The organism is Croceibacterium salegens (assembly GCF_009827435.1).
Taxonomy (GTDB): domain Bacteria; phylum Pseudomonadota; class Alphaproteobacteria; order Sphingomonadales; family Sphingomonadaceae; genus Croceibacterium_B; species Croceibacterium_B salegens.
Map to the genome: position 1 here is coordinate 117,757 of NZ_WTYM01000023.1, position 18,260 is coordinate 136,016.

At 65.7% G+C, this 18,260-nt stretch carries 15 protein-coding genes; 10 read left to right on the forward strand and 5 right to left on the reverse strand.

The features are described from left to right. Positions 1–20 precede the first annotated feature (20 nt). The 4 genes from GRI89_RS02240 to GRI89_RS02255 form a co-directional block, all read right to left on the reverse strand. Positions 21–3,446 (reverse strand): chromosome segregation SMC family protein, encoded by a 3,426-nt coding sequence (locus GRI89_RS02240; protein WP_159791754.1) that lies wholly within the window; start codon positions 3,444–3,446, stop codon positions 21–23. Between the two features lie 30 nt (positions 3,447–3,476). Beyond that, a complete protein-coding gene (locus GRI89_RS02245) occupies positions 3,477–4,220 on the reverse strand; it encodes a thioredoxin domain-containing protein (RefSeq protein WP_159791756.1) in 744 nt (247 codons plus the stop codon). Positions 4,221–4,331: 111 nt separating this feature from the next. Further along, positions 4,332–5,003 carry a DsbA family protein gene (locus tag GRI89_RS02250; RefSeq protein WP_159791758.1) on the reverse strand — a complete coding sequence of 224 codons (672 nt, stop codon included), beginning with the start codon at positions 5,001–5,003 and terminating at the stop codon, positions 4,332–4,334. Further along, positions 5,000–5,587: a DUF721 domain-containing protein gene (locus GRI89_RS02255; RefSeq protein ID WP_159791761.1), complete on the reverse strand. Its 588-nt coding sequence runs from the start codon at positions 5,585–5,587 to the stop codon at positions 5,000–5,002. Before GRI89_RS02255 ends, GRI89_RS02250 begins: the two co-directional genes overlap by 4 nt. A gap of 14 nt (positions 5,588–5,601) precedes the next feature. On the opposite strand from GRI89_RS02255, the gene GRI89_RS02260 reads away from it, so the two are divergent. From GRI89_RS02260 to GRI89_RS02280, 5 genes are all read left to right on the forward strand, one after another. Then, on the forward strand, positions 5,602–6,630 hold the full coding sequence (locus GRI89_RS02260) for an A/G-specific adenine glycosylase (protein ID WP_328598039.1): 1,029 nt from the start codon (positions 5,602–5,604) through the stop codon (positions 6,628–6,630). Between the two features lie 106 nt (positions 6,631–6,736). After that, the gene (locus GRI89_RS02265; RefSeq protein WP_159791765.1) at positions 6,737–8,401 is read left to right on the forward strand and encodes a TIR domain-containing protein; all 1,665 of its coding nucleotides are present in this window, start codon (positions 6,737–6,739) and stop codon (positions 8,399–8,401) included. A 7-nt stretch (positions 8,402–8,408) separates the two neighbouring features. Further along, on the forward strand, positions 8,409–10,049 hold the full coding sequence (locus tag GRI89_RS02270; protein WP_328598040.1) for a TIR domain-containing protein: 1,641 nt from the start codon (positions 8,409–8,411) through the stop codon (positions 10,047–10,049). Continuing rightward, positions 10,046–11,950, forward strand: a complete 1,905-nt coding sequence (locus GRI89_RS02275) for a TIR domain-containing protein (protein ID WP_159791769.1) — start codon at positions 10,046–10,048, stop codon at positions 11,948–11,950. The genes GRI89_RS02270 and GRI89_RS02275 overlap by 4 nt, the downstream gene beginning before the upstream one ends. Beyond that, positions 11,947–13,842 carry a TIR domain-containing protein gene (locus tag GRI89_RS02280; protein ID WP_159791771.1) on the forward strand — a complete coding sequence of 632 codons (1,896 nt, stop codon included), beginning with the start codon at positions 11,947–11,949 and terminating at the stop codon, positions 13,840–13,842. The genes GRI89_RS02275 and GRI89_RS02280 overlap by 4 nt, the downstream gene beginning before the upstream one ends. A gap of 6 nt (positions 13,843–13,848) precedes the next feature. Here the strand turns inward: GRI89_RS02280 and GRI89_RS02285 are convergent, their stop codons facing one another. After that, entirely contained in the window at positions 13,849–14,070 is a 222-nt protein-coding gene (locus tag GRI89_RS02285) for a hypothetical protein (protein WP_159791773.1), read from the reverse strand. A 98-nt stretch (positions 14,071–14,168) separates the two neighbouring features. On the opposite strand from GRI89_RS02285, the gene GRI89_RS02290 reads away from it, so the two are divergent. From GRI89_RS02290 to GRI89_RS02310, 5 genes are all read left to right on the forward strand, one after another. Then, on the forward strand, positions 14,169–15,482 hold the full coding sequence (locus GRI89_RS02290; protein WP_159791775.1) for a serine hydrolase domain-containing protein: 1,314 nt from the start codon (positions 14,169–14,171) through the stop codon (positions 15,480–15,482). After that, positions 15,479–16,351, forward strand: coding sequence for an NAD(+) diphosphatase (gene nudC / locus GRI89_RS02295; RefSeq protein WP_159791777.1), 873 nt, complete (start codon positions 15,479–15,481; stop codon positions 16,349–16,351). The genes GRI89_RS02290 and nudC overlap by 4 nt, the downstream gene beginning before the upstream one ends. After that, entirely contained in the window at positions 16,348–17,031 is a 684-nt protein-coding gene (locus tag GRI89_RS02300; RefSeq protein ID WP_159791779.1) for a DsbA family oxidoreductase, read from the forward strand. The genes nudC and GRI89_RS02300 overlap by 4 nt, the downstream gene beginning before the upstream one ends. Before the next feature lie 79 nt (positions 17,032–17,110). Further along, positions 17,111–17,578 carry a nuclear transport factor 2 family protein gene (locus GRI89_RS02305; RefSeq protein ID WP_159791781.1) on the forward strand — a complete coding sequence of 156 codons (468 nt, stop codon included), beginning with the start codon at positions 17,111–17,113 and terminating at the stop codon, positions 17,576–17,578. A 261-nt stretch (positions 17,579–17,839) separates the two neighbouring features. Further along, positions 17,840–18,211, forward strand: coding sequence for a hypothetical protein (locus GRI89_RS02310; RefSeq protein ID WP_159791783.1), 372 nt, complete (start codon positions 17,840–17,842; stop codon positions 18,209–18,211). The last annotated feature ends 49 nt before the right edge of the window (positions 18,212–18,260 follow it).

The window sequence follows — 18,260 nt, forward strand, 5'->3', positions numbered from 1 at the left end:
TGGCGGGCAGTCGGTCGGTCCTACTCGGCTGCGAGCAATTCCTCCGCCGCGCCCAGATCCACGCTGACCAGACGCGAGACGCCCTTTTCGACCATGGTCACGCCGAACAGGCGGTGCATGCGGCTCATGGTCACGGCGTTGTGGGTGACGATGAGGTAGCGCGTCTGCGTTTCCTGCACCATCGAATCGAGCAAGTCGCAGAAGCGGTCGATGTTGGCGTCGTCGAGCGGCGCGTCGACCTCGTCGAGCACACAGATTGGTGCCGGATTGGTTAGAAATAGCGCGAAAATAAGTGCCGTTGCGGTTAATGCCTGTTCGCCGCCCGAGAGCAGGCTCAGAGATTGCAGGCGCTTGCCCGGCGGCTGGGCATAGATTTCCAGCCCCGCTTCGAGCGGATCGTCGCTGTCGACTAGTGCCAAGTGCGCCTGGCCGCCCTCGAACAGCCGGGTGAAGAGCCGTTGGAAGTGTTCGTTGACCTCCTCGAACGCGGCTCGCAGGCGCTCGCGGCCTTCGCGGTTGAGGTTGCCGATCGAGCCGCGCAGGCGGTTGACCGCTTCGGCCAGCTCGGCCTGTTCCTCGACGCTGGCGCCGTGTTCCTGTTCGAGCTTGGCCAGTTCGTCGGCTGCGACGAGGTTGACCGGGCCGATCCGCTCGCGGTTGGCGACAAGGCGGTCCATCTCTTCGCTCTCGTCGTGCGAGTTCCTGATCGCCTCGGGGGCGAATTCGAAACGGCCGGCGAGCAGTGGCGGCGGGCACTGGAAGCGCTCGCCCGAAATGCGCGCCATTTCCTCGCGGCGCTGTTCCTCGTTCTCGGCGCGAGCCGCGGTGCCGGCGCGGTTCTCGCGCGCGGTGGAGAGCGCCTCGGCGGCGTCGGCCAGCGCGGCTTCGGCGCCCTTCATGTCCTCGTTTACCGCGGCGACGGCGGCTTCGGCCTTGGCCAGTTCCTCGCCAAGCCGATTGCGGACCGCGTCGCCCTGCTCGATCTCGCGCATCAGCCCAGCGGGCTTGGCGGCGACGACGGCGCGTTCCTCGGCGATCTCCTCGAACCGCCGCTCCATCTCGGCAAGGCGGCGGGCGGCATCGCCGGCGCGGGCTTCCCAGCCCTTCATGTCGGCGCGCAGCGCTCCAGTTCTTTCGCGCGCTACGGCGAGGGCTTGGTCGTGAGCGGCGAGGGCGGCGAGCGCCCCTTGCAGCGCGGTGCGCGCGGCCTCGTGCCGGGCGCGCGCGGCTTCGAGCGTGGCGCGGCCGCTTTCGGGATCGGGCAGGGTAGTGCGCTTGTCCTGCGCGGTGACGAGGTCCTTTTCCGCCGATGCGCGCTGCTCGGCGAGGTCGGCGGCGTTGGTGTCAAGCTGCTCGAGGCGCGCCGCGAGCCGCTCGCGCGCCGCCTCGGCCTGGTCGAGTGCGCGCAGCGCCTGACGCTCGCGTTCGGACGCTTGCGCGACCTCGCGCTCCATGCCGACGAGTTCGCGCTGCAGTGATTGAAGCGCTTCAATTGCCGCCGAACACGTCGTTTCCGCGTCGTTCGAGGCCTGCCGGAGCGCCGGAAGCTCGGCTTCGAGATCGGCGAAGCGGTTCTCGGCCTCGAGCCGCGCCGCTTCCGCCGCGCCTTCACCGCGAGCAATAAAGCCGTCCCAACGGCGCAGCGCGCCAGCCTTGGTCACCAGCCATTCGCCGGGGCCGAGTGCGCGACCGTCGTCGCTTTCGGCAACATGGACCAGCGCAAGGCGTGCGGCGAGTTCGGGAGGGCACAAGGGCACGTGGTCGGCGAGGCTGTCGGCGACCTTTGCCGGGGCGGCGGATCCGGTCCAGAAGCGCCCTTCGCTGTCCGAGCCCGGCTGGCCGAGCGGCGCCTTGGCATCGCGGCCGAGCACGGCGGCGAGCGCACGTTCGTAGCCCTTGGCAGCCGAGACCTTGTCGAGCGCAGCAGGCAGGCCGTGCTTGTTCGCCGCCTGGCGGGCGCGCGCCTCGCGGTCGCGGACCAACGCGTTGTATTCGCGCTCGACGCCGGCCAGCTCGGCCTTCGCCGCGGCCAGCGCGCTCGATGCCGCCTCGCGATTTTCGGTGAGCGTTTCCTTGCGCACCTGTTCGGCTTCGAGGTCGGCGCGCAGCCGGATCAGTGCCAGTCCGGCGGTTTCCGCGGCCTGCTTTGCCGCCGCCACCGCCTCGGCCGGATCGGCCTCGCCGGTCAGCGCCGCACGGGCTTCGTCCTGCCGGCGCCGTTCGGCAGCGATGCGGTCGAGCCGGATCTGCGCCTGCGCCACCTCGGCCTCGACGACGCGCCATTCGGCTTCGACCCCGGCGTGGTCGGCGGTCGCCTTGGCCAGCGCCAGTTCGGCGGCGCGCCCGGCGCGCTCGGCTTCTTCGGTATCGGCGGCGATGGCTGGGCGGCGCGCTTCGTTCTCGGAGAGCGCGCGTTCGTTGGCTTCGAGATCGCCCTGCAACCGCTTCATCGCCTCCGCGGCATCGCCGGTCAGCCGGTCGGCCTCGCCGCGATCTTCCTCGAGGCGCTGCTTCTGGCGGTCGAGGTCGGCGAGCCGTTCCTCCGCCGCTTCGAGCTGGCTGGTCAGCGCGGCCATGCGGTGGCCGTGGGCGCTCGCATCGTCGCGCCGGTCGGCGAGTTCGTCGCGCACTTCGGCAAGCTTTTCGGCGAGCGCGGCCTGCGCCTTCTGAGCCGCGTCGGCGGCGGCCTTGGCAGCATCGACCTGCCCGTCGGCGAGTTTCGCCTGTTCGCGCGCCGCCTCGGCAGCGGCGGCGGCATCGCGCCAGCGGGCGAACAGCAGTCGCGCCTCGGCGACGCGGATCTGGTCGGACAGCGCCTTGTAACGCTCGGCCTGCTTGGCCTGGCGGCGCAGGTTGGCGATCTGGCTGTCGAGGCCGGCCATGAGGTCTTCGAGCCGGGCGAGGTTGGCCTCGGTCTGGCGCAGCTTGCCCTCGGCGTCGCGGCGGCGGACGTGGAGGCCGGCGATGCCCGCCGCCTCTTCGAGCATCATGCGCCGCTCGGTCGGCTTGGCGGCGATGACCGCGGCAATCTTGCCCTGGCTGACGAGCGCGGGCGAGTGCGCGCCGGTGGCGGCATCGGCGAAGACCAGCGCCACGTCCTTGGCGCGCACGTCGCGCCCGTTGACGCGGTAGGCGCTGCCGGCACCGCGTTCGATGCGGCGAGTGACCTGCAGTTCCTCGCCGTCGGCGGAGTAGGCGTCGAGCACGACCTCCGCGAAGTCGCGCTGCGGGCGCTGCGCGGTACCGGCGAAAATGACGTCGTCCATCCCGCCCGAGCGCAGCGACTTGGGCGAATTCTCGCCCATGACCCAGCGGATCGCTTCGAGCAGGTTGGACTTGCCGCAGCCGTTGGGGCCGACGACCCCGGTCAGGCCCGGTTCGATGCGCAGCTCGGCCGGTTCGACAAAGCTCTTGAAGCCTGAGAGCTTGAGCTTCCTGAACTGCATGGCCGCCGTTTTCTCCCCCCCTACGCCGCTTTAACGGGCCCCGGCGTTCTGCAGGTTGGCTTCAAGTTCGGCCCAACGCAGCGTGCCGAGGTTGCGGCCATTGATGAAAAACGTTGGGGTGCCGGTAACGTTGAGCTCGTCGGACTGCTTTTCCGAGCGGTCGGCGATTTCGGTCAGGCTGGCGAAGTCCGACAGGCACTGCAGCTGCTGGTTGGCGGCGATCCCGCGCGCCGCGAAGAAGTCGACGAGCCCGAGTTGCTGCGCCAGTGCCGGGAAGCGCTGGTTTTCCGGCAGCTTCATCGCGTTCTCCATCAACGCGGGGTTCTGCTGCACCGGCGCGACGATCTGCGCGAGGTTCTGCCACACCTGCTCGGAAAGCGGGATGTAGGCCGAAGGGTCGTTGCCGCACCGCGCGAGGCGGGCGATGGTCAGGTCGATGGCGTCGTGGATCTGGTTGCGCAGTTCGTAGCTGACGACACCGCTGGCGACGTACTTGTTCTTGATCGTCTCACCCGCCTCGGCGTCGAATTCGGCGCAGTGCGGGCAGGTGTGGCTGGCATATTCCACCAGCTTCACCGGCGCGTCGGGGTTGCCGATCTGATGGCCGCCTTCGGGCGTCACCGCGGCGACGTCGAGCCAGTTGCCGCCGTTCGGCGCAGGGATCGCGGCAATCGCTTCGGACACCGCCACGGCATCGTCGGTCTTGTCGCCGCTGCAGGCAGCGAGGCCGGCGGCGAGCAGGGCGGTGAGGACGATACGTCGGAACATGGTCATGGCAGGCCTGTCAGCTTGGATACGGATAGGGAGGCTAGCCCAGCGGGCACGGGCGTCAAAGCACGGTAACCTTGCGCGCGCGCCTTTTGCACAGGCTTGTGCCCGGCGGGATTACTTCTTCGGCGGGGCAATGGCGGTTTGCAGCTGCCCCCAGGTGTGGACGCCCTGCAGCACCTTGCCGTTGAGCGCGAAGCTGGGAGTCGAATTGACTCCGGCCGCATCGGCGACGGCGTCGGTCTTCTTGGACAGCGCCTCGATCGCCTTTTCGTCGGTCAGGCACTTGTCGAGTTCGACCCTGCTATAACCGCGCGATTCCATCATGCCGTAGAAGTCGAGATCGGAAGCGATGGCGCGCATGCGGTCGGCCACCGGGCCGGATTGCCAGCGTTGCCGCTGCGAGGGCAGGGTCAGTTGCCAGGTCGTCGTCCAGCGGTCCTGCCGTGCGAAGAACATGTCGTGGTTGCCCCAGAACTTCGCCGGATCGCCGCAGTTGACCAGCACCGTCGCGGCAAGATCGACCGGGTCGCGGATGATGTGGCGCACTTCCACCGAAGCCTTGCCGGTCTGGACCAGCGAGAGCTTTATCGTCGCGTCGGCTTCCTTGTAGAATTCGCCGCAGTGCGGGCAGGTATAGCTGACGTATTCGACCAGCTTGGTCGTCGCGTTGGGATTGCCGATGCGGTGCCCGGCGGCGGTCACGGCATAAGTGCCGAGCCAGTTCTGCGCCACCGCGGTGAGCGGCACGGCCGCGACCAGCAGCGCGGCCAGCAGGTATTTCCTCATCCCTCTCGCTCCTCCTTGTCGCCCAGGCTGCGGGCGAGCGATTCGAGCACCGTCCTCAATTCCGGATCGCCGATATCGCGCAAGGATTCCCCCAGTTCCATCGGGATCGGCTTGAGCGACGGTGGCGCCTTGGGCCGCTCCTGAGCACGAGCCGGCTTAACCTCGCCTTGCCGCATCTTGACCCGGGCCACGGCCTTGTAGCCGAAAAAGCGGTTCACCCGCTCGATGATCTCGGGGATCACGTGCTGGATCAGCGGCGCGTGCGCCGGCAGCACGACAAGCTGGAGGATGCCCTCGCTCTTCTCGCCCGGCGGGAAACGGATCGATTCGGGCAGGCAGACCTTGGCGTGGTGCTCGCCGACGATTTCCGGCCAGCGGGTGACGACCGAGCTCTGCACGAAGCCGAAGCGGCGGAACGCGGCGCGGCCGATCTGCGGCACGAGGTCGGCGACGGCGCGCGCGGGTCCTCCCCGAGGCCGTTCATACTCCTTGGGTTTGCGGCCTGCCGCATTGCTGCCTGAGGCCGGGGATTTTCTTCCCCGCTTTGGTGTGTCGCTGTCGCTTCCCATGGTCGCCGCCGCCATGCCATAGCCACGACGTGAGCGCCACAGGGTCCATCGCAAGCAAGCTGCTCGACTGGTACGATCGCAACGCACGTCGACTGCCGTGGCGGGTGCCGCCGGGCGGGGGCGAGGCCGATCCCTACCGCGTCTGGCTGTCGGAGGTCATGCTGCAGCAGACCACCACGGCCGCGGTCGCGCCCTACTTCGCCGCCTTCACCGAACGCTGGCCGACCATCGAGGCGCTCGCCGCTGCGCCGGAAGAGGACGTGATGGCCGCCTGGGCCGGGCTCGGATATTACTCCCGGGCGCGAAATCTCGTGAAATGCGCGCGCCAAGTGGCTGGAATGGGCGGGTTTCCCAAGAACGAGGCGGAGCTGCGCAAGCTTCCCGGCCTCGGCGACTACACCGCCGCGGCGGTGGCGGCGATCGCTTTCGGGCAGCGCGCCGTTGTGGTCGATGCCAACGTCGAACGGGTCGTCGCGCGCCTCTTCGCCATCGACGAGCCTCTGCCGGGCGCGCGCAAGGCGATCCGCGACAAGGCCGACGCGATCACGCCGGACAAGCGCGCCGGCGACTTCGCGCAGGCGATGATGGACCTCGGCGCCACCACCTGCTCGGTGCGCGATCCGCAATGCTTGCTCTGCCCGCTTAGCGCCGAATGCGAAGGCCGTGCCAAGGGTGACCCGGCACGCCTGCCGGTCAAGGCGGGGAAGAAGGCCAAGCCACTGCGCCAGGGCACCGCCTTCTGGATCGAACGCGACGCGAAAGTCTGGCTGGTCCGGCGCCCCGGGAAGGGCATGCTCGGCGGAATGCGCGCGCTGCCCGACGACGGCTGGGCGGCCAGCGGCGACGGTTCGGGCGACGCGCCGATCGGCGGCGGCTGGCGCGCCGGCGGGGTGGTGCGCCACGGCTTCAGCCACTTCGACCTCGAACTGGGCCTCGCGATCTATGCTGGCGAGCGGTTCGCCGAACTGGGCGAGGGCGAATGGTGGCCGATAGCGGACATCGAGGAAGCGGGCCTGCCGACACTTTTCGCAAAGGCCGCACGGCTGGCGCAGGCATAATAGTTCTTCGCATCTCGCGCCGACTTACGCATAGAGTACCTCAATCATCCGGCCGCATGGCGCGCTAGATTCGCGAGTTGCACCATGCTGGCCCGATTTGGGGGAAATGTTGGCCGGCCCTGATATCTTCCTGTCTTACAACCGCGAGGATGCAGAGCGGGCAAAGCAGTTCGCCCAGGCATTCGAGGGCGAGGGGTTTGACGTATGGTGGGACGTCGCCCTGCGCTCGGGCGAGGCTTACGACCAGGTCACCGAGGACGCGCTGCGCAAGTCGAAGGCGGTTGTCGTGCTGTGGTCGCCGCGCTCGGTCGTATCGCGCTGGGTAAGGGCAGAGGCGACGCTGGCAGACCGCAACAAGGTCCTGGTTCCGGCGACGATCGAACCGTGCGACCGGCCCATCATGTTCGAACTGACCCAGACGGCGGAACTGTCGCACTGGGACGGTGATCCTTTCGATCGCGCGTGGCAGGCGTTCCTTGCTGATGTGCAGGGGTTCGTCGAAAGGGCGCGGGCCAAGGAAGAACCGGTAGCCGCGCAGTCGATCGCCGCTGCGGCACCGTTCGAGGATCCACGGCCCGGCCTGGCGATCATGCCGTTTGTAAACCGCTCGGGGCAGGCAACCGACGACCTGTTCGCCGAAGGCATGGCCGAAGACCTGATCGCGGCGCTTTCGATGAACCGTGAACTCAGGGTCATCTCGAACAGCGCGACCCGCAGCTACGGCGAATCCGGATACGACGTGCGCCAGGTGGGCAGCGAACTCGGCGCCAAGTACCTCCTCGAAGGCAATATCCGCCGGGTGGGAGACAACATGCGGGTGACCGCGCAGCTGGTTGAGGCCGGCAGTGGCGAAATCCTCTGGACCCAGCGCTTCGACCGGCCGCTGGCCGACATGGCGGCGCTGCAGGAGGACATGGTCGTCGACGTTGCCGCTCACCTCGGCGTGCAGGTCAACAAGATCGAGGTCGAGAGGGCGTTGCGCAAGCCGGGCAACCTGACGGCCTGGGAATCGATGCTGCGCGCCTCGGCGCTAGGCCTGGCCCAAACGATACAATCACTGCAGGAAAGTCTCGTGGAGTCTCGCCGCGCAGTGCAACTGGCGCCTGAATTCGGCCTCGCCCACGCCCAGCTGGCGATGAACTTGTCGGGCAACTACTGGCAGGTTCCCGGCTTTCGCACCGAGGAAATCCGCGAGGAGGTGTACCAGGCCGCGCGGCAGGCGATTAAGCTCGACAGCGAGAACCCCAAGGTTCTCGTTCTGGCGGCGCAGGCGGTTTGCCTGACCGGGCGCTGGAAGGAAGGTCAGCGTTGGGCGGAACGCGCGGTCGAAATCAATCCGGACCTCGAGGCGAGCCACGTCGCGATGGTCATGGTGTGCAACTACTTCAATCGGCCTCAGGAGGCGCTCGAGCATCTCGATGCCATCCGGCGCCTCGCTCCGCGGAGCGGTGACGCACATATCCGTGCCGTGCAGCGGGCCGGAGCGCTCTACATGGCGGGCCGCTATGAAGAGGCGTTGGAAGCCAATCGCACCGCCATGATGACCGCTCCCGAATTCCCCTTCGCGGTCAAGGACATGGTGATTTACAACGAGAAGCTCGGCCGGCGCGAGGAGGCGCTGGAAGCCCTTGCCGAGCTCAAGGCCATGTGGCCCGGCCTGACGCTCGAACACGTCGGGCGAATGCACAAGGGCAGCGTCCTCAACCCCACGATCGCCGACGAATACCAGGCTCTGTTCGCCACCGTCTGGAATGCGGCCGAAGGGGCCTGATCGCGACGTGGCCGGCCCCGACATCTTCCTGTCGTACAACCGCGAGGACGCCGCGCGGGCGAAGCACTTCGCCGACGGCTTCGCGGCGCAGGGGCTCGATGTCTGGTGGGACGTCGCGCTGCGCTCGGGCGAAGCCTACGACCAGGTCACCGAGGAGGCCCTGCGCAACGCCAAGGCCGTGGTAGTATTGTGGTCGCCGCGCTCGGTCGTCTCGCGTTGGGTCCGCGCGGAGGCGACGCTGGCGGATCGCCACAAGACACTGATGCCGGCGATGATCGAACCGTGCGAGCGCCCGATCATGTTCGAACTGGTGCAGACTGCCGAGCTTTCGCACTGGATGGGCGATGCCGACGACCCGGCATGGCAGGATTTTGCCCGTCACGTGCGCGAATTCGTCGGCAAGGGCGGCAAAGTGAAGTCATCTGTGGCTCCTGCGCCCAAGCGCGCCTTGCCGTCCAAGCCCTCGATCGCGGTCCTCCCTTTCCTCAACTTGTCCGGCGATCCCGAGCAGGAATACTTTGCCGATGGCGTGGTTGACGACATCATCTCGGCATTGACGCGCTTCAACCAGTTGTTCGTGATCGCCCGCTCGTCGAGCTTTACATACAAGGGGCGACAGGTCGATTGCCGCACCGTCGCCGACGAACTGGGTGTGCGCTTCGTCCTGGAAGGCAGCATCCGCAAGGCGGGAAACCGATTGCGCATCTCCGGTCACCTCGTCGATGTGCAAAGCGGAGAGCACCTCTGGGCCGATAAATTCGACGGCGCACTGGAGGACGTGTTCGACCTGCAGGACCAGATCACCGAGGCGGTTGTCGGCGCGATCGCTCCGACCATCCAGCGCAACGAAATGGAACGCGCGAGGCGCAAGCCGCCCGAGAGCCTCGATGCATACGAACTTTACCTGCGCGCACTTCCGATGCTGTGGGATTTTGCCCCGGAGACTAACGCACCGGCCATCGAACTGCTCGAGGCCGCGCTGAAGATCGACCCCGACTACCCTCAGGCACTGGCCTTTGCCGCTTGGGCCTACGAGCAACGCAGGTGGTTCGAGAGTTCGGACAACAATGCCGCATACGAAGCTCGGTGCATGGAGCTGGTGCATCGCTGCCTGAAGACTCAGACAAAGGATGCGGACGTCATTGCCCTCTGCGCTTTCATGACTGCAATCGTCGGCGGGGACCTGCAGGCAGCGCGTGAAATCAAGGACAGGGCGCTGCTGTTCAACGCCAATGCGGTGTGGACGAACTTCTATTGTTCGATGGTCGAGAACTACACCGGAAACAGTGACAGGGCGATCGTGCTTGCCGAGCGGGCCATCCGTCAGAATCCGCTCGATCCCAACCTAGGAATCTTTCTCCATGCCCTTGCGATGGCGATCATGGCGCAGGAACGGTGGGAAGAGGCCTTGCCGGTCTGGGAACGCACCATGGCAAGGAAGCCCGACTGGGTCGTGGCGCTTGCGCAGGGCATCGTCATCCTGGTCAATCTGGACAGGCTCGACGATGCGACGCGGCTTGGCCGGAAGATACTGGCCCTCGACCCGAATGTAACGAGCGGTTCCCTGCGCAAGAAGTTCTTCAAGGCCACCGCCCTGGATACGCGCCCCTGGATCGATGCGTTCGCCGCCGCGGGAATCCCCGAGTGAGCGGCCCCGACATCTTCCTCTCCTACAACCGCGAGGACGCCGCGCGGGCCAAGCACTTCGCCGACGGCTTCGCGGCGCAAGGACTGGACGTTTGGTGGGACGTCGCTCTTCGCTCCGGCGAGGCCTACGACAAGGTCACCGAAGATGCGCTGAAGAACGCCAAGGCGGTGGTCGTGCTGTGGTCGCCGCGCTCGGTCGACAGCCGCTGGGTGCGGGCCGAGGCGACCCTGGCGGACCGCAAGAAGACTCTGATGCCGGCGATGATCGAGCCGTGCGAGCGGCCGATCATGTTCGAGCTCGTGCAGACCGCCGAGCTATCGCACTGGCAGGGTGATTCCTCCGACGCCGCGTGGCGCGACTTCGCCGGCCACGTGCGCGAGTTCGTCGGTAAGGGCCCGGTCCCCGCGCCCGCGCCGCTTCCCGGCAAGGCCAAGGCGCCGCTGCCGAGCCTGGACCAGCTTTCGGTTGCTGTCCTTCCGTTCAGCAACATGGGAAAGGACGACGAACAGGAATATTTCGCCGACGGGATCACCGAGGACGTGATTACCGATCTCGGCAAGGTCTCGGCGCTTTCCGTGATCGGGCGCAGCACAGCCTTCACCTTCAAGGACCAGTTGGTCGACGTGCAAAAGGTCGCGCGCCAGCTCAATGTCACGCATGTACTTGAAGGAAGCGTGCGCAAGGCGGGCAACCGGGTGCGAGTCAATGTCCAGCTGATCGACGGCACGAGCGGATCGCAAGTCTGGTCCGAACGCTGGGACCGCGATCTCGACGACATTTTCGCACTACAAGACGAGCTCAGCCAGGCAATCGTCGCCGCTCTGAAGGTAAAGCTCCGTCCGCAGGAAAAGCAGGCGATATCCGAACGCGGGACGGACAGCTTCGAGGCCTACGATCTGTTCATGCGCGGACGGGCGATGGCCAGCACCGCGCTTACCTACGAGGATCACATAGCTGCCCAGTCGCTGTTCGAGCAGGCCGTGGCGATCGATCCGCATTTTACTGCTTCGCTTGCCGGGATCGCGCAGAACGCGACCCTCGCGATAACATTCGGGGCCGACCGTGCCGAGCGGCTGAAAGGACTGGAGCGGCATTTCCATGACATCTCACCCGAGGATATGGGAACCCCCGGAGCCCAGACCTTGCGCGGTATCCTGATGTGCTACCGATATGAATGGTCGGCGGCGTTCGATGCGCTGGAGAAAGCCGCAACGGTGGGCGTCGAATTCGAGGCGGAGATTGCCAATTCGTTTGCCTGGCAACTCGGCAGTGTCGGGCGGGTCAAAGACTGTATCGCTTTACTCGAAACCTCGCGCCGGAAGGATCCGTTGGCCGGCACGCTGAGCGTCCTGCTGCAGATGGCCTATCACACAGTGGGCCGCTCGGCAGAAAGCCATGCAGAGTTCGTCCGGATCAAGGATTTCGGGGGTGCCCGTGAGGACGCGCAGAACACTGAGTTTTTCCGCCTGTGGCTGGAGGGCGACGGGGAGGCTACGCGCGCGCAGTTCCACCGCTATCTCGAATCGCAGGTCGTCCCCGTACCGGAAATGGCCGAGTGTAACGACGTGCTCGAGCAGCCGGAAGCAGCCCTGCAGATCCTGCGCCGGGCAATGGAAAATCCCCAAAACCAGCACGGTACGCGCATGCTGATCGTCGCCAGCCATATCGCCATGCATGGCGAAATCGAACTGGCCGCGGTCGGCTTGCGCAAATCCATGCTCGACTACGACTTCTTCACCAAGATGCTCATGTGGCAACCGCAGTTCCGCGCGGTCCGTCAGACCGAGACCTTCAAGCAAATGATCCGCGACCTGAAAATCTACGATTACTGGCGCTCCAGCGGCAATTGGGGCGATTTCGCCCGGCCAGTGGGCGAGGACGACTTCGAGATCATCGCGTGAGCGGCCCCGACATCTTCCTCTCCTACAACCGCGAGGACGCCGCGCGGGCCAAGCACTTCGCCGACGGCTTCGCGGCGGAGGGGCTCGATGTCTGGTGGGATGTCGACCTGCGCTCGGGTGAAGCCTACGACCAAGTGACCGAGAACGCGCTGCACGAGGCCAAGGCGGTGGTAGTGCTGTGGTCACCGCGCTCGGTGGTGTCGCGCTGGGTTCGCTCGGAAGCGACCATCGCCGACCAGAACAAGACGCTGGTCCCGGCGACGATCGAACCGTGCCGCCGCCCGGTGATGTTCGAGCTGGTCCAGACTGCCGAACTCAGTCACTGGAACGGCGATGCCGGAGACCCCGGATGGCAGGGCTTCGTTGCCCACGTTCGCGAGGTGCTTGGCAAGCCCAAAGCTGCCGTGCCGAGCGCGGTGCCCGCTCCGCCGGCCCCCAAGTCGACGCAGACCTCGGTCGTTGTCCTGCCCTTCGCCAACATGGGCGGCGATCCCGAGCAGGAGTATTTCGCCGACGGCATCAGCGAGGACATCATCACCGACCTTTCGAAGGTTTCCTCGCTGCTGGTAATCAGCCGCAATTCGGCTTTCACCTTCAAGGGCAAGCACGTCGACATCCCGGAAGTCGCCCGCCAGCTCGGCGTCACCCACGTTCTTGAAGGCAGCGTCCGCAGGGCCGGGAACCGGGTTCGCGTCACCGCCCAGCTCATCGACGGCAAGACCAATGGCCATATCTGGGCCGAGCGCTTCGACCGCGATCTCGACGACATTTTCGCCCTGCAGGACGAACTCAGCCAGGAAATCGTCAAGGCTCTCAAGGTCAAGCTGCGGCCCAAGGAGAGGCAGGCCATCGAAAGCCGCGAGACCGAGAATTTCGAACTATACGATGTCTTCCTGCGTGCCCGCTCTGCCGCAAATGCAGCAATTACGGGGGAGGATTATACCCGCGCGCTGGAGCTTTATCGCAAAGCGCTGGAGGTCGATCCCGATTTCACGCCCGCGCTGAGCGGCATGGCGCTGATGCTGCAGCAGCAACTGGTCTTCGCCCCGCACCTACGCGAGAGCAATGAGCTGACCATCGAGCGCCTGCTTGCCCGCGCCACCGAACTTGGGCGCGAGGACGCCTCGTCCCATCTAATCCGGGCGACCGCCTACCTGCGCAACCGGCAGTTCGCGCTGGCGCTGGAGAGTTACGACAGGGCCATGGCCGCATCGCCGACCTACGATAGCGAAATCGCGTCTGTACGCGCGGTCTGCCTGCTGACGGTCGGGCGCGGCAGCGATGCGATCGAAGAGGCAGAGCGTATTCGCGCCGCCGGTCCGCTCGAGGCCTTCAACTCGGTCTTCCTGCAATTCACCTATCATATCGCCGGCAGGAACGCGGAGTCCGAGGCCGAATATGAGCGCGTGCGCGACATTCCAACCAATCGCGAAGTCGCCGAACACACGGCTTTCTTCCGCAACTGGCAGATGGGCGATGTTGAGGCCGCGAGAGTCCACATTCGCAATTATCTCGAATTGGCGCGGCTCGCGTGGCCTCTCATGGTCGAATATCTCGGATCGTTCGAGCGACCCGACGAAGCTCTCGAGATCCTGCGGAAGGGAATGGAGCAGGAGAGCGCGCAGAACACCACGGTGCTGGTGCTGCTTGCCTTCCACGCTGGGCTGCTCGGGGACACAAAGCTGGCATTGGAAGCAATGCGGCGCGGCACTTCCTACAGTGTGGCGATGGATTACCTGCTTTGGTGGCCGAGCCTGAGAGAGGCTCGCCAGACGCCCGAATTCAAGCAGCTCATGCGCGACAACGGCGTTTACGATTACTGGCGAACGACCGGCAACTGGGGCGATTTCGCCCGGCCGTTGGGCGACGATGATTTCGAGATCATCGCCTGACCGGCGTTAGATAATCCCGCCGCCCAGCATCAGGCGGATCACCGCGATGGCGAACACGATGATGCAGAAGTTGCGCCCGCCGTTGCTGCTAGACAACGCGCCGAGGCCGATTCCGAGCACGGCGATCGGCAGGACGAACCAGTTGCCCCAGCCGAGCAGCGGAATGGTCGAGGGGATCGCTAGCACGAGGGCGATAATCCCGGTGAGGATCGAGAGCAGGTTCAGCATGTGTGTTATATGGACAATACAGTTATGACTTGCAAGGGCGTGGCGCGGCAAGCCGATTTGCCGCTAGGAAGAGCGCCGCGCAGTTGAGAGGAGTCGCGATGCCCCCGTTCGAACTGACCCGCAGGGAATGGCTCGGCGGTGCCGCCGCGCTGGGCACGATGGCCGCCTTTGCACCGGTTACCGCCGCCGCGCAGGGGCGCTTCGCCTGGCCCGCGATCAACTCCCTGCTGGCCGACTACGTCGATCACGGGAAGGTCGCCAACCTGGTCGCCTCGGTGGGGTTCAGCGACCGTCCGACGCACGTGTTCGCGCGCGGTGTCGATACCCTGGGGCAGGCGCGGCAATCCGACGGCGACAGCATCTACCGCATCTATTCGATGACCAAGCCGATCACCGGCATGGCGGCGATGATGCTGGTCGACGAGGGCAAGCTGGCGCTCGACCAGCCGCTTTACGAAATCCTGCCGAAGTTCAAATCGATGCAGGTGCAGAAGGTCTACGACGGGCCGATCACGCCGGACAATCTCGAGCCGGCCGTCCGCCCGATTACGATCCGCCAGATGCTCACGCACACTGCGGGGCTGGGCTACGGGATCGTCCAGCAGGGCCCCATCGCCAAGGCTTTCCAGGATGCGGGCGTGGTGCCCGGGCTGGTGACTCGGCTGCAGAACCTGCCGGTATTTCGCGGCACCGCCGTGCCGAGCCTCGAACTGTTCGCCGACCGGCTGGCGGAGTTCCCGCTGGTCTACCAGCCAGGAACCTACTGGAGCTATTCGATGGGGCTCGACCTGATGGGCCGGGTGATCGAGGTCGTTTCGGGCAAGACCTTCGACGCCTTCCTGCAGGAGCGAATGTTCGATCCTCTCGGCATGGTCGACACGCATTTCCGCGTGCCGAGCAGCAAGGCCGACCGGATGACGACCAGCTATTACCTGATGAACGGCAACCTGCTGCCGATCGACCTCGGTTCGGATTCGATCTTCTTCGACCCCATTCCCTTCCCGATGGGCGGTTCGGGCCTCGCGAGCACGCCGAAGGACTACGACCGCTTCCTCGAAATGCTCGTCGGCCTTGGCACCTACAAGGGCACGCGGGTAATGAGCGAGGCGGCTGTGAGGCTCGGAACCTCGAACCTGCTGCCCGATACCGTGCGCCAGAAGCCGGGCCGGCAGGGTCTCGGCCTCGATCTCGACATTTACGGCTTCGGGGCTGGTGGGCGCGTCGGCAAGGGTGACGATGCCGGGGTCTATGGCTGGGCCGGGGCCGCGGGGACGGTCGGGTTCGCCGATATCGCCAAGGGCATCCGCGGCGGATTGTTTACCCAGTACATGCCGTCGGGCGCCTATCCGCTGATCGAGCAGTTCCCCGCCGCAATCCGCGACGACCTGGCCACTTTCACGGGCCGCGCATGAGGCTCGCGTTCACGGGCCACCCGCTCGACCGCGCCGACCACGTCCGTGCCGACCCCGCGCGGCTCGCTGCTCTGGCGGTGCCCGAGGCGAGGGTGCTCAAGCTCGATGGCCTCATCCCGCAGTTCGACAGCGACCGGCTGACCTGGACCACGCTGGCCGAGGCGGGCGAGGACGCCGAACTGGTGTTCCTCGGCCTGCTCGATGGCGAGGCGTGCTTCGGCGCGGTGCCCGAGGGCGGCGATCCCGACCCGGCCTATTCCCGGCGCGAGACCTTCGCTGCACTTTCCCGGCTCAACCTCGACGACCTTGCGCTCTACGGCGGCGCGCGCAGCCTGCTCGACTGGCACGCCCGGCACCGCTTCTGCGCGCAGTGCGGGCAGCCGACGCAACCGGCCAAGGGCGGCTGGCAGCGCGACTGCCCGGCGTGCAAGGCGCAGCATTTCCCGCGCACCGACCCGGTCACGATCATGCTGGTCGAGCATGACGATCGCCTGCTGCTGGGGCGCAACAGCCGCTTCCCGCCGGGGCGCTACTCGGCGCTCGCCGGGTTCATCGAGCCGGGCGAGACGATCGAGGAAGCCGTCGCCCGCGAGGTGCTGGAGGAGGCGGGCGTGCGCGTGCGCGACGTCAGCTACGTGATGAACCAGCCCTGGCCCTTTCCGAGCCAGCTGATGATCGCCTGCCATTCCCACGCCGACGATGATACACTCACCATTGACGAGACCGAGCTGGCCGATGCCCGCTGGTTCACCCGCGCCGAAGTGGCCGAGGCGATGGAGAAGGGCGAGGACAGCCCGACCTTCATCCCGCCGCCGCCGGTCGCGGTGGCCTGGCACCTGCTGACCTGGTGGCTGGAGAAGAAGGCATGAGCGACAAGCCAAAAGTGATGGTCGACATCTGGTCCGACGTGATGTGCCCGTGGTGCGCCATCGGCTACGCCCAGTTCGCGAGGGCGGTGAAGGAGCTCGATGGCGAGATCGAGGTCGAGGCGCGGTGGATGCCGTTCGAGCTCAACCCCGACATGCCGCCCGAGGGCAAGAGCCAGGCCGATCACATCGCCAAGGTCCACCAGCGCACGCCCGAGCAGATCAGCGAGATGCAGCAGGGTATGGAGGCACGCGGCGAGGCCGCGGGCTTCCCGCTCAGCTTCACCGGCGACGACGGCGAGCCAGCGATGATGTGGAACACCTTCGAGGCGCACAAGCTGCTGCGCTGGGCGCTTACCGCCGCGGGGCCGGAGGCGCAGACCCGCCTCAAGGTCGCGCTGCTCGAAGCCCACTTCCAGCAGCACCGCCATGTCGGCGAGCGCGAAGTCCTGCTCGACATCGCCGAGGAACAGGGCTTCGACCGCCAAGCCGCCGCCGCCGCACTCGACGACGAGGCGCTCGCCATCGCCACCCGGATGGAAGAACGGCGCGGGGTCGAGGCCGGCATCAATTCGGTTCCGAGCTTCGTCTTCGCCGGCCGCTACCTCGTCCCCGGCGCGCAGGAGCCGGAGGTTTTCGCCGCGACGATCAGGAAGGTGGCGGAACTGGTGGAGGCGGTTTGATCGCTGCCGAGCCGGTTGAGGACATCAGAAACGTCCTTCACAGGTATAAGGGAGTGCATCCGGACTGGGGGAACTCTACGTGCACCATTTCGTCACGGCAATTCTTGTCCTTGCCGCTTCGTCGTCTTCGATCGCGTTGGCACAGTCAGTGACGTCCGACCAGGCAGCGGCGGAAGCCCAAATTCGCGAGTCCGAGCGCCAATGGGCGGAAACGACCGTCACCGGATACGAAAGCGTTACTCAGCGGATTCTTGCCGACGATTTCATCGGAGTCGGCCCGCTGGGAAATCAATACAATAAGCGACCCCCGCCCTCAGGTTCGGGAAAGCGCGATATCAAGTTCGTTTCCAACCACGTGAACGAAGTGACGGTGCGCTCCAACGGCGACATGGCCATCGTACAAGGCAGCGAAACGAGGGAGAGGAAGCCGGGAATGCCCCGGAACTTGCTCATGGTTGGCAGGTTCGTCTGGACCGACACCTGGCTGAAGCGGAACGGCGAATGGCAGATCGTGGCCGCAGAGGACCTGATCGCGCCGGTTGAGTGAGTGCAGGATTACGACCCGATTGCGGGCTTTTGCACAAGTCGCTGCCATTGATATGCGTGCAATTTTCGCGATAGTGAATAAATGGGAACTGGTTGGACACCGGGTATTGGCGATCCGAGTCCTTTGGGCTGGATTTCGACGCTCGGCTAGTGCGTTGCTGCAGCCCTCTCAATTCGTGCTTCTCAACTCTCTACGGCAAAGTTCAGGACGTCGCCAAGAAGCGAGCGTCGATTTTGGCGCCTGCTGGGGTTCGCTCTTTTCTTGCTCGGAATCAACAAACAGCTCGGCATCCAGAGTCTATTCACGGAGCTTTCCAGAGCACTGGCGAAAGAGCAAGGTTGGTATGGGGATCGCCGCTTCGTTCAAAAGATATTCGTTGAGATGCTTGCTGTATTATTTGCTGTGAACTTGGCAGCTGGGCTTACAACAAGGGGACACCTCGCTCATTCGATCAAGCTGGCAATCGCAGGCTTTGGCATGACATTGGCCTTCGTAATCCTGCGCACAGCGTCATTCCATCATGTCGATGTTTTCCTGCAAAGATCTATGATGGGCGCCAAGTGGAATTTGATCTTTGAACCAGGTGGAATCTCAATGTGCGGGGCCGCCGCCCTTATCTACGCAAAGCGTTGAACGATTGGCACTGCGGTGGGACCACCATTATCACTTCCTGGCTCCCGTT

Coding starts and splice junctions, on each gene's coding strand:
- GRI89_RS02240 (WP_159791754.1), bottom strand. CDS start 3,446: ATGCAGTTCAGGAAGCTCAAGCTCTCAGGCTTCAAGAGCTTTGTCGAA.
- GRI89_RS02245 (WP_159791756.1), bottom strand. CDS start 4,220: ATGACCATGTTCCGACGTATCGTCCTCACCGCCCTGCTCGCCGCCGGC.
- GRI89_RS02250 (WP_159791758.1), bottom strand. CDS start 5,003: ATGAGGAAATACCTGCTGGCCGCGCTGCTGGTCGCGGCCGTGCCGCTC.
- GRI89_RS02255 (WP_159791761.1), bottom strand. CDS start 5,587: ATGGCGGCGGCGACCATGGGAAGCGACAGCGACACACCAAAGCGGGGA.
- GRI89_RS02265 (WP_159791765.1), top strand. CDS start 6,737: ATGTTGGCCGGCCCTGATATCTTCCTGTCTTACAACCGCGAGGATGCA.
- GRI89_RS02285 (WP_159791773.1), bottom strand. CDS start 14,070: ATGCTGAACCTGCTCTCGATCCTCACCGGGATTATCGCCCTCGTGCTA.
- GRI89_RS02290 (WP_159791775.1), top strand. CDS start 14,169: ATGCCCCCGTTCGAACTGACCCGCAGGGAATGGCTCGGCGGTGCCGCC.
- nudC (WP_159791777.1), top strand. CDS start 15,479: ATGAGGCTCGCGTTCACGGGCCACCCGCTCGACCGCGCCGACCACGTC.
- GRI89_RS02300 (WP_159791779.1), top strand. CDS start 16,348: ATGAGCGACAAGCCAAAAGTGATGGTCGACATCTGGTCCGACGTGATG.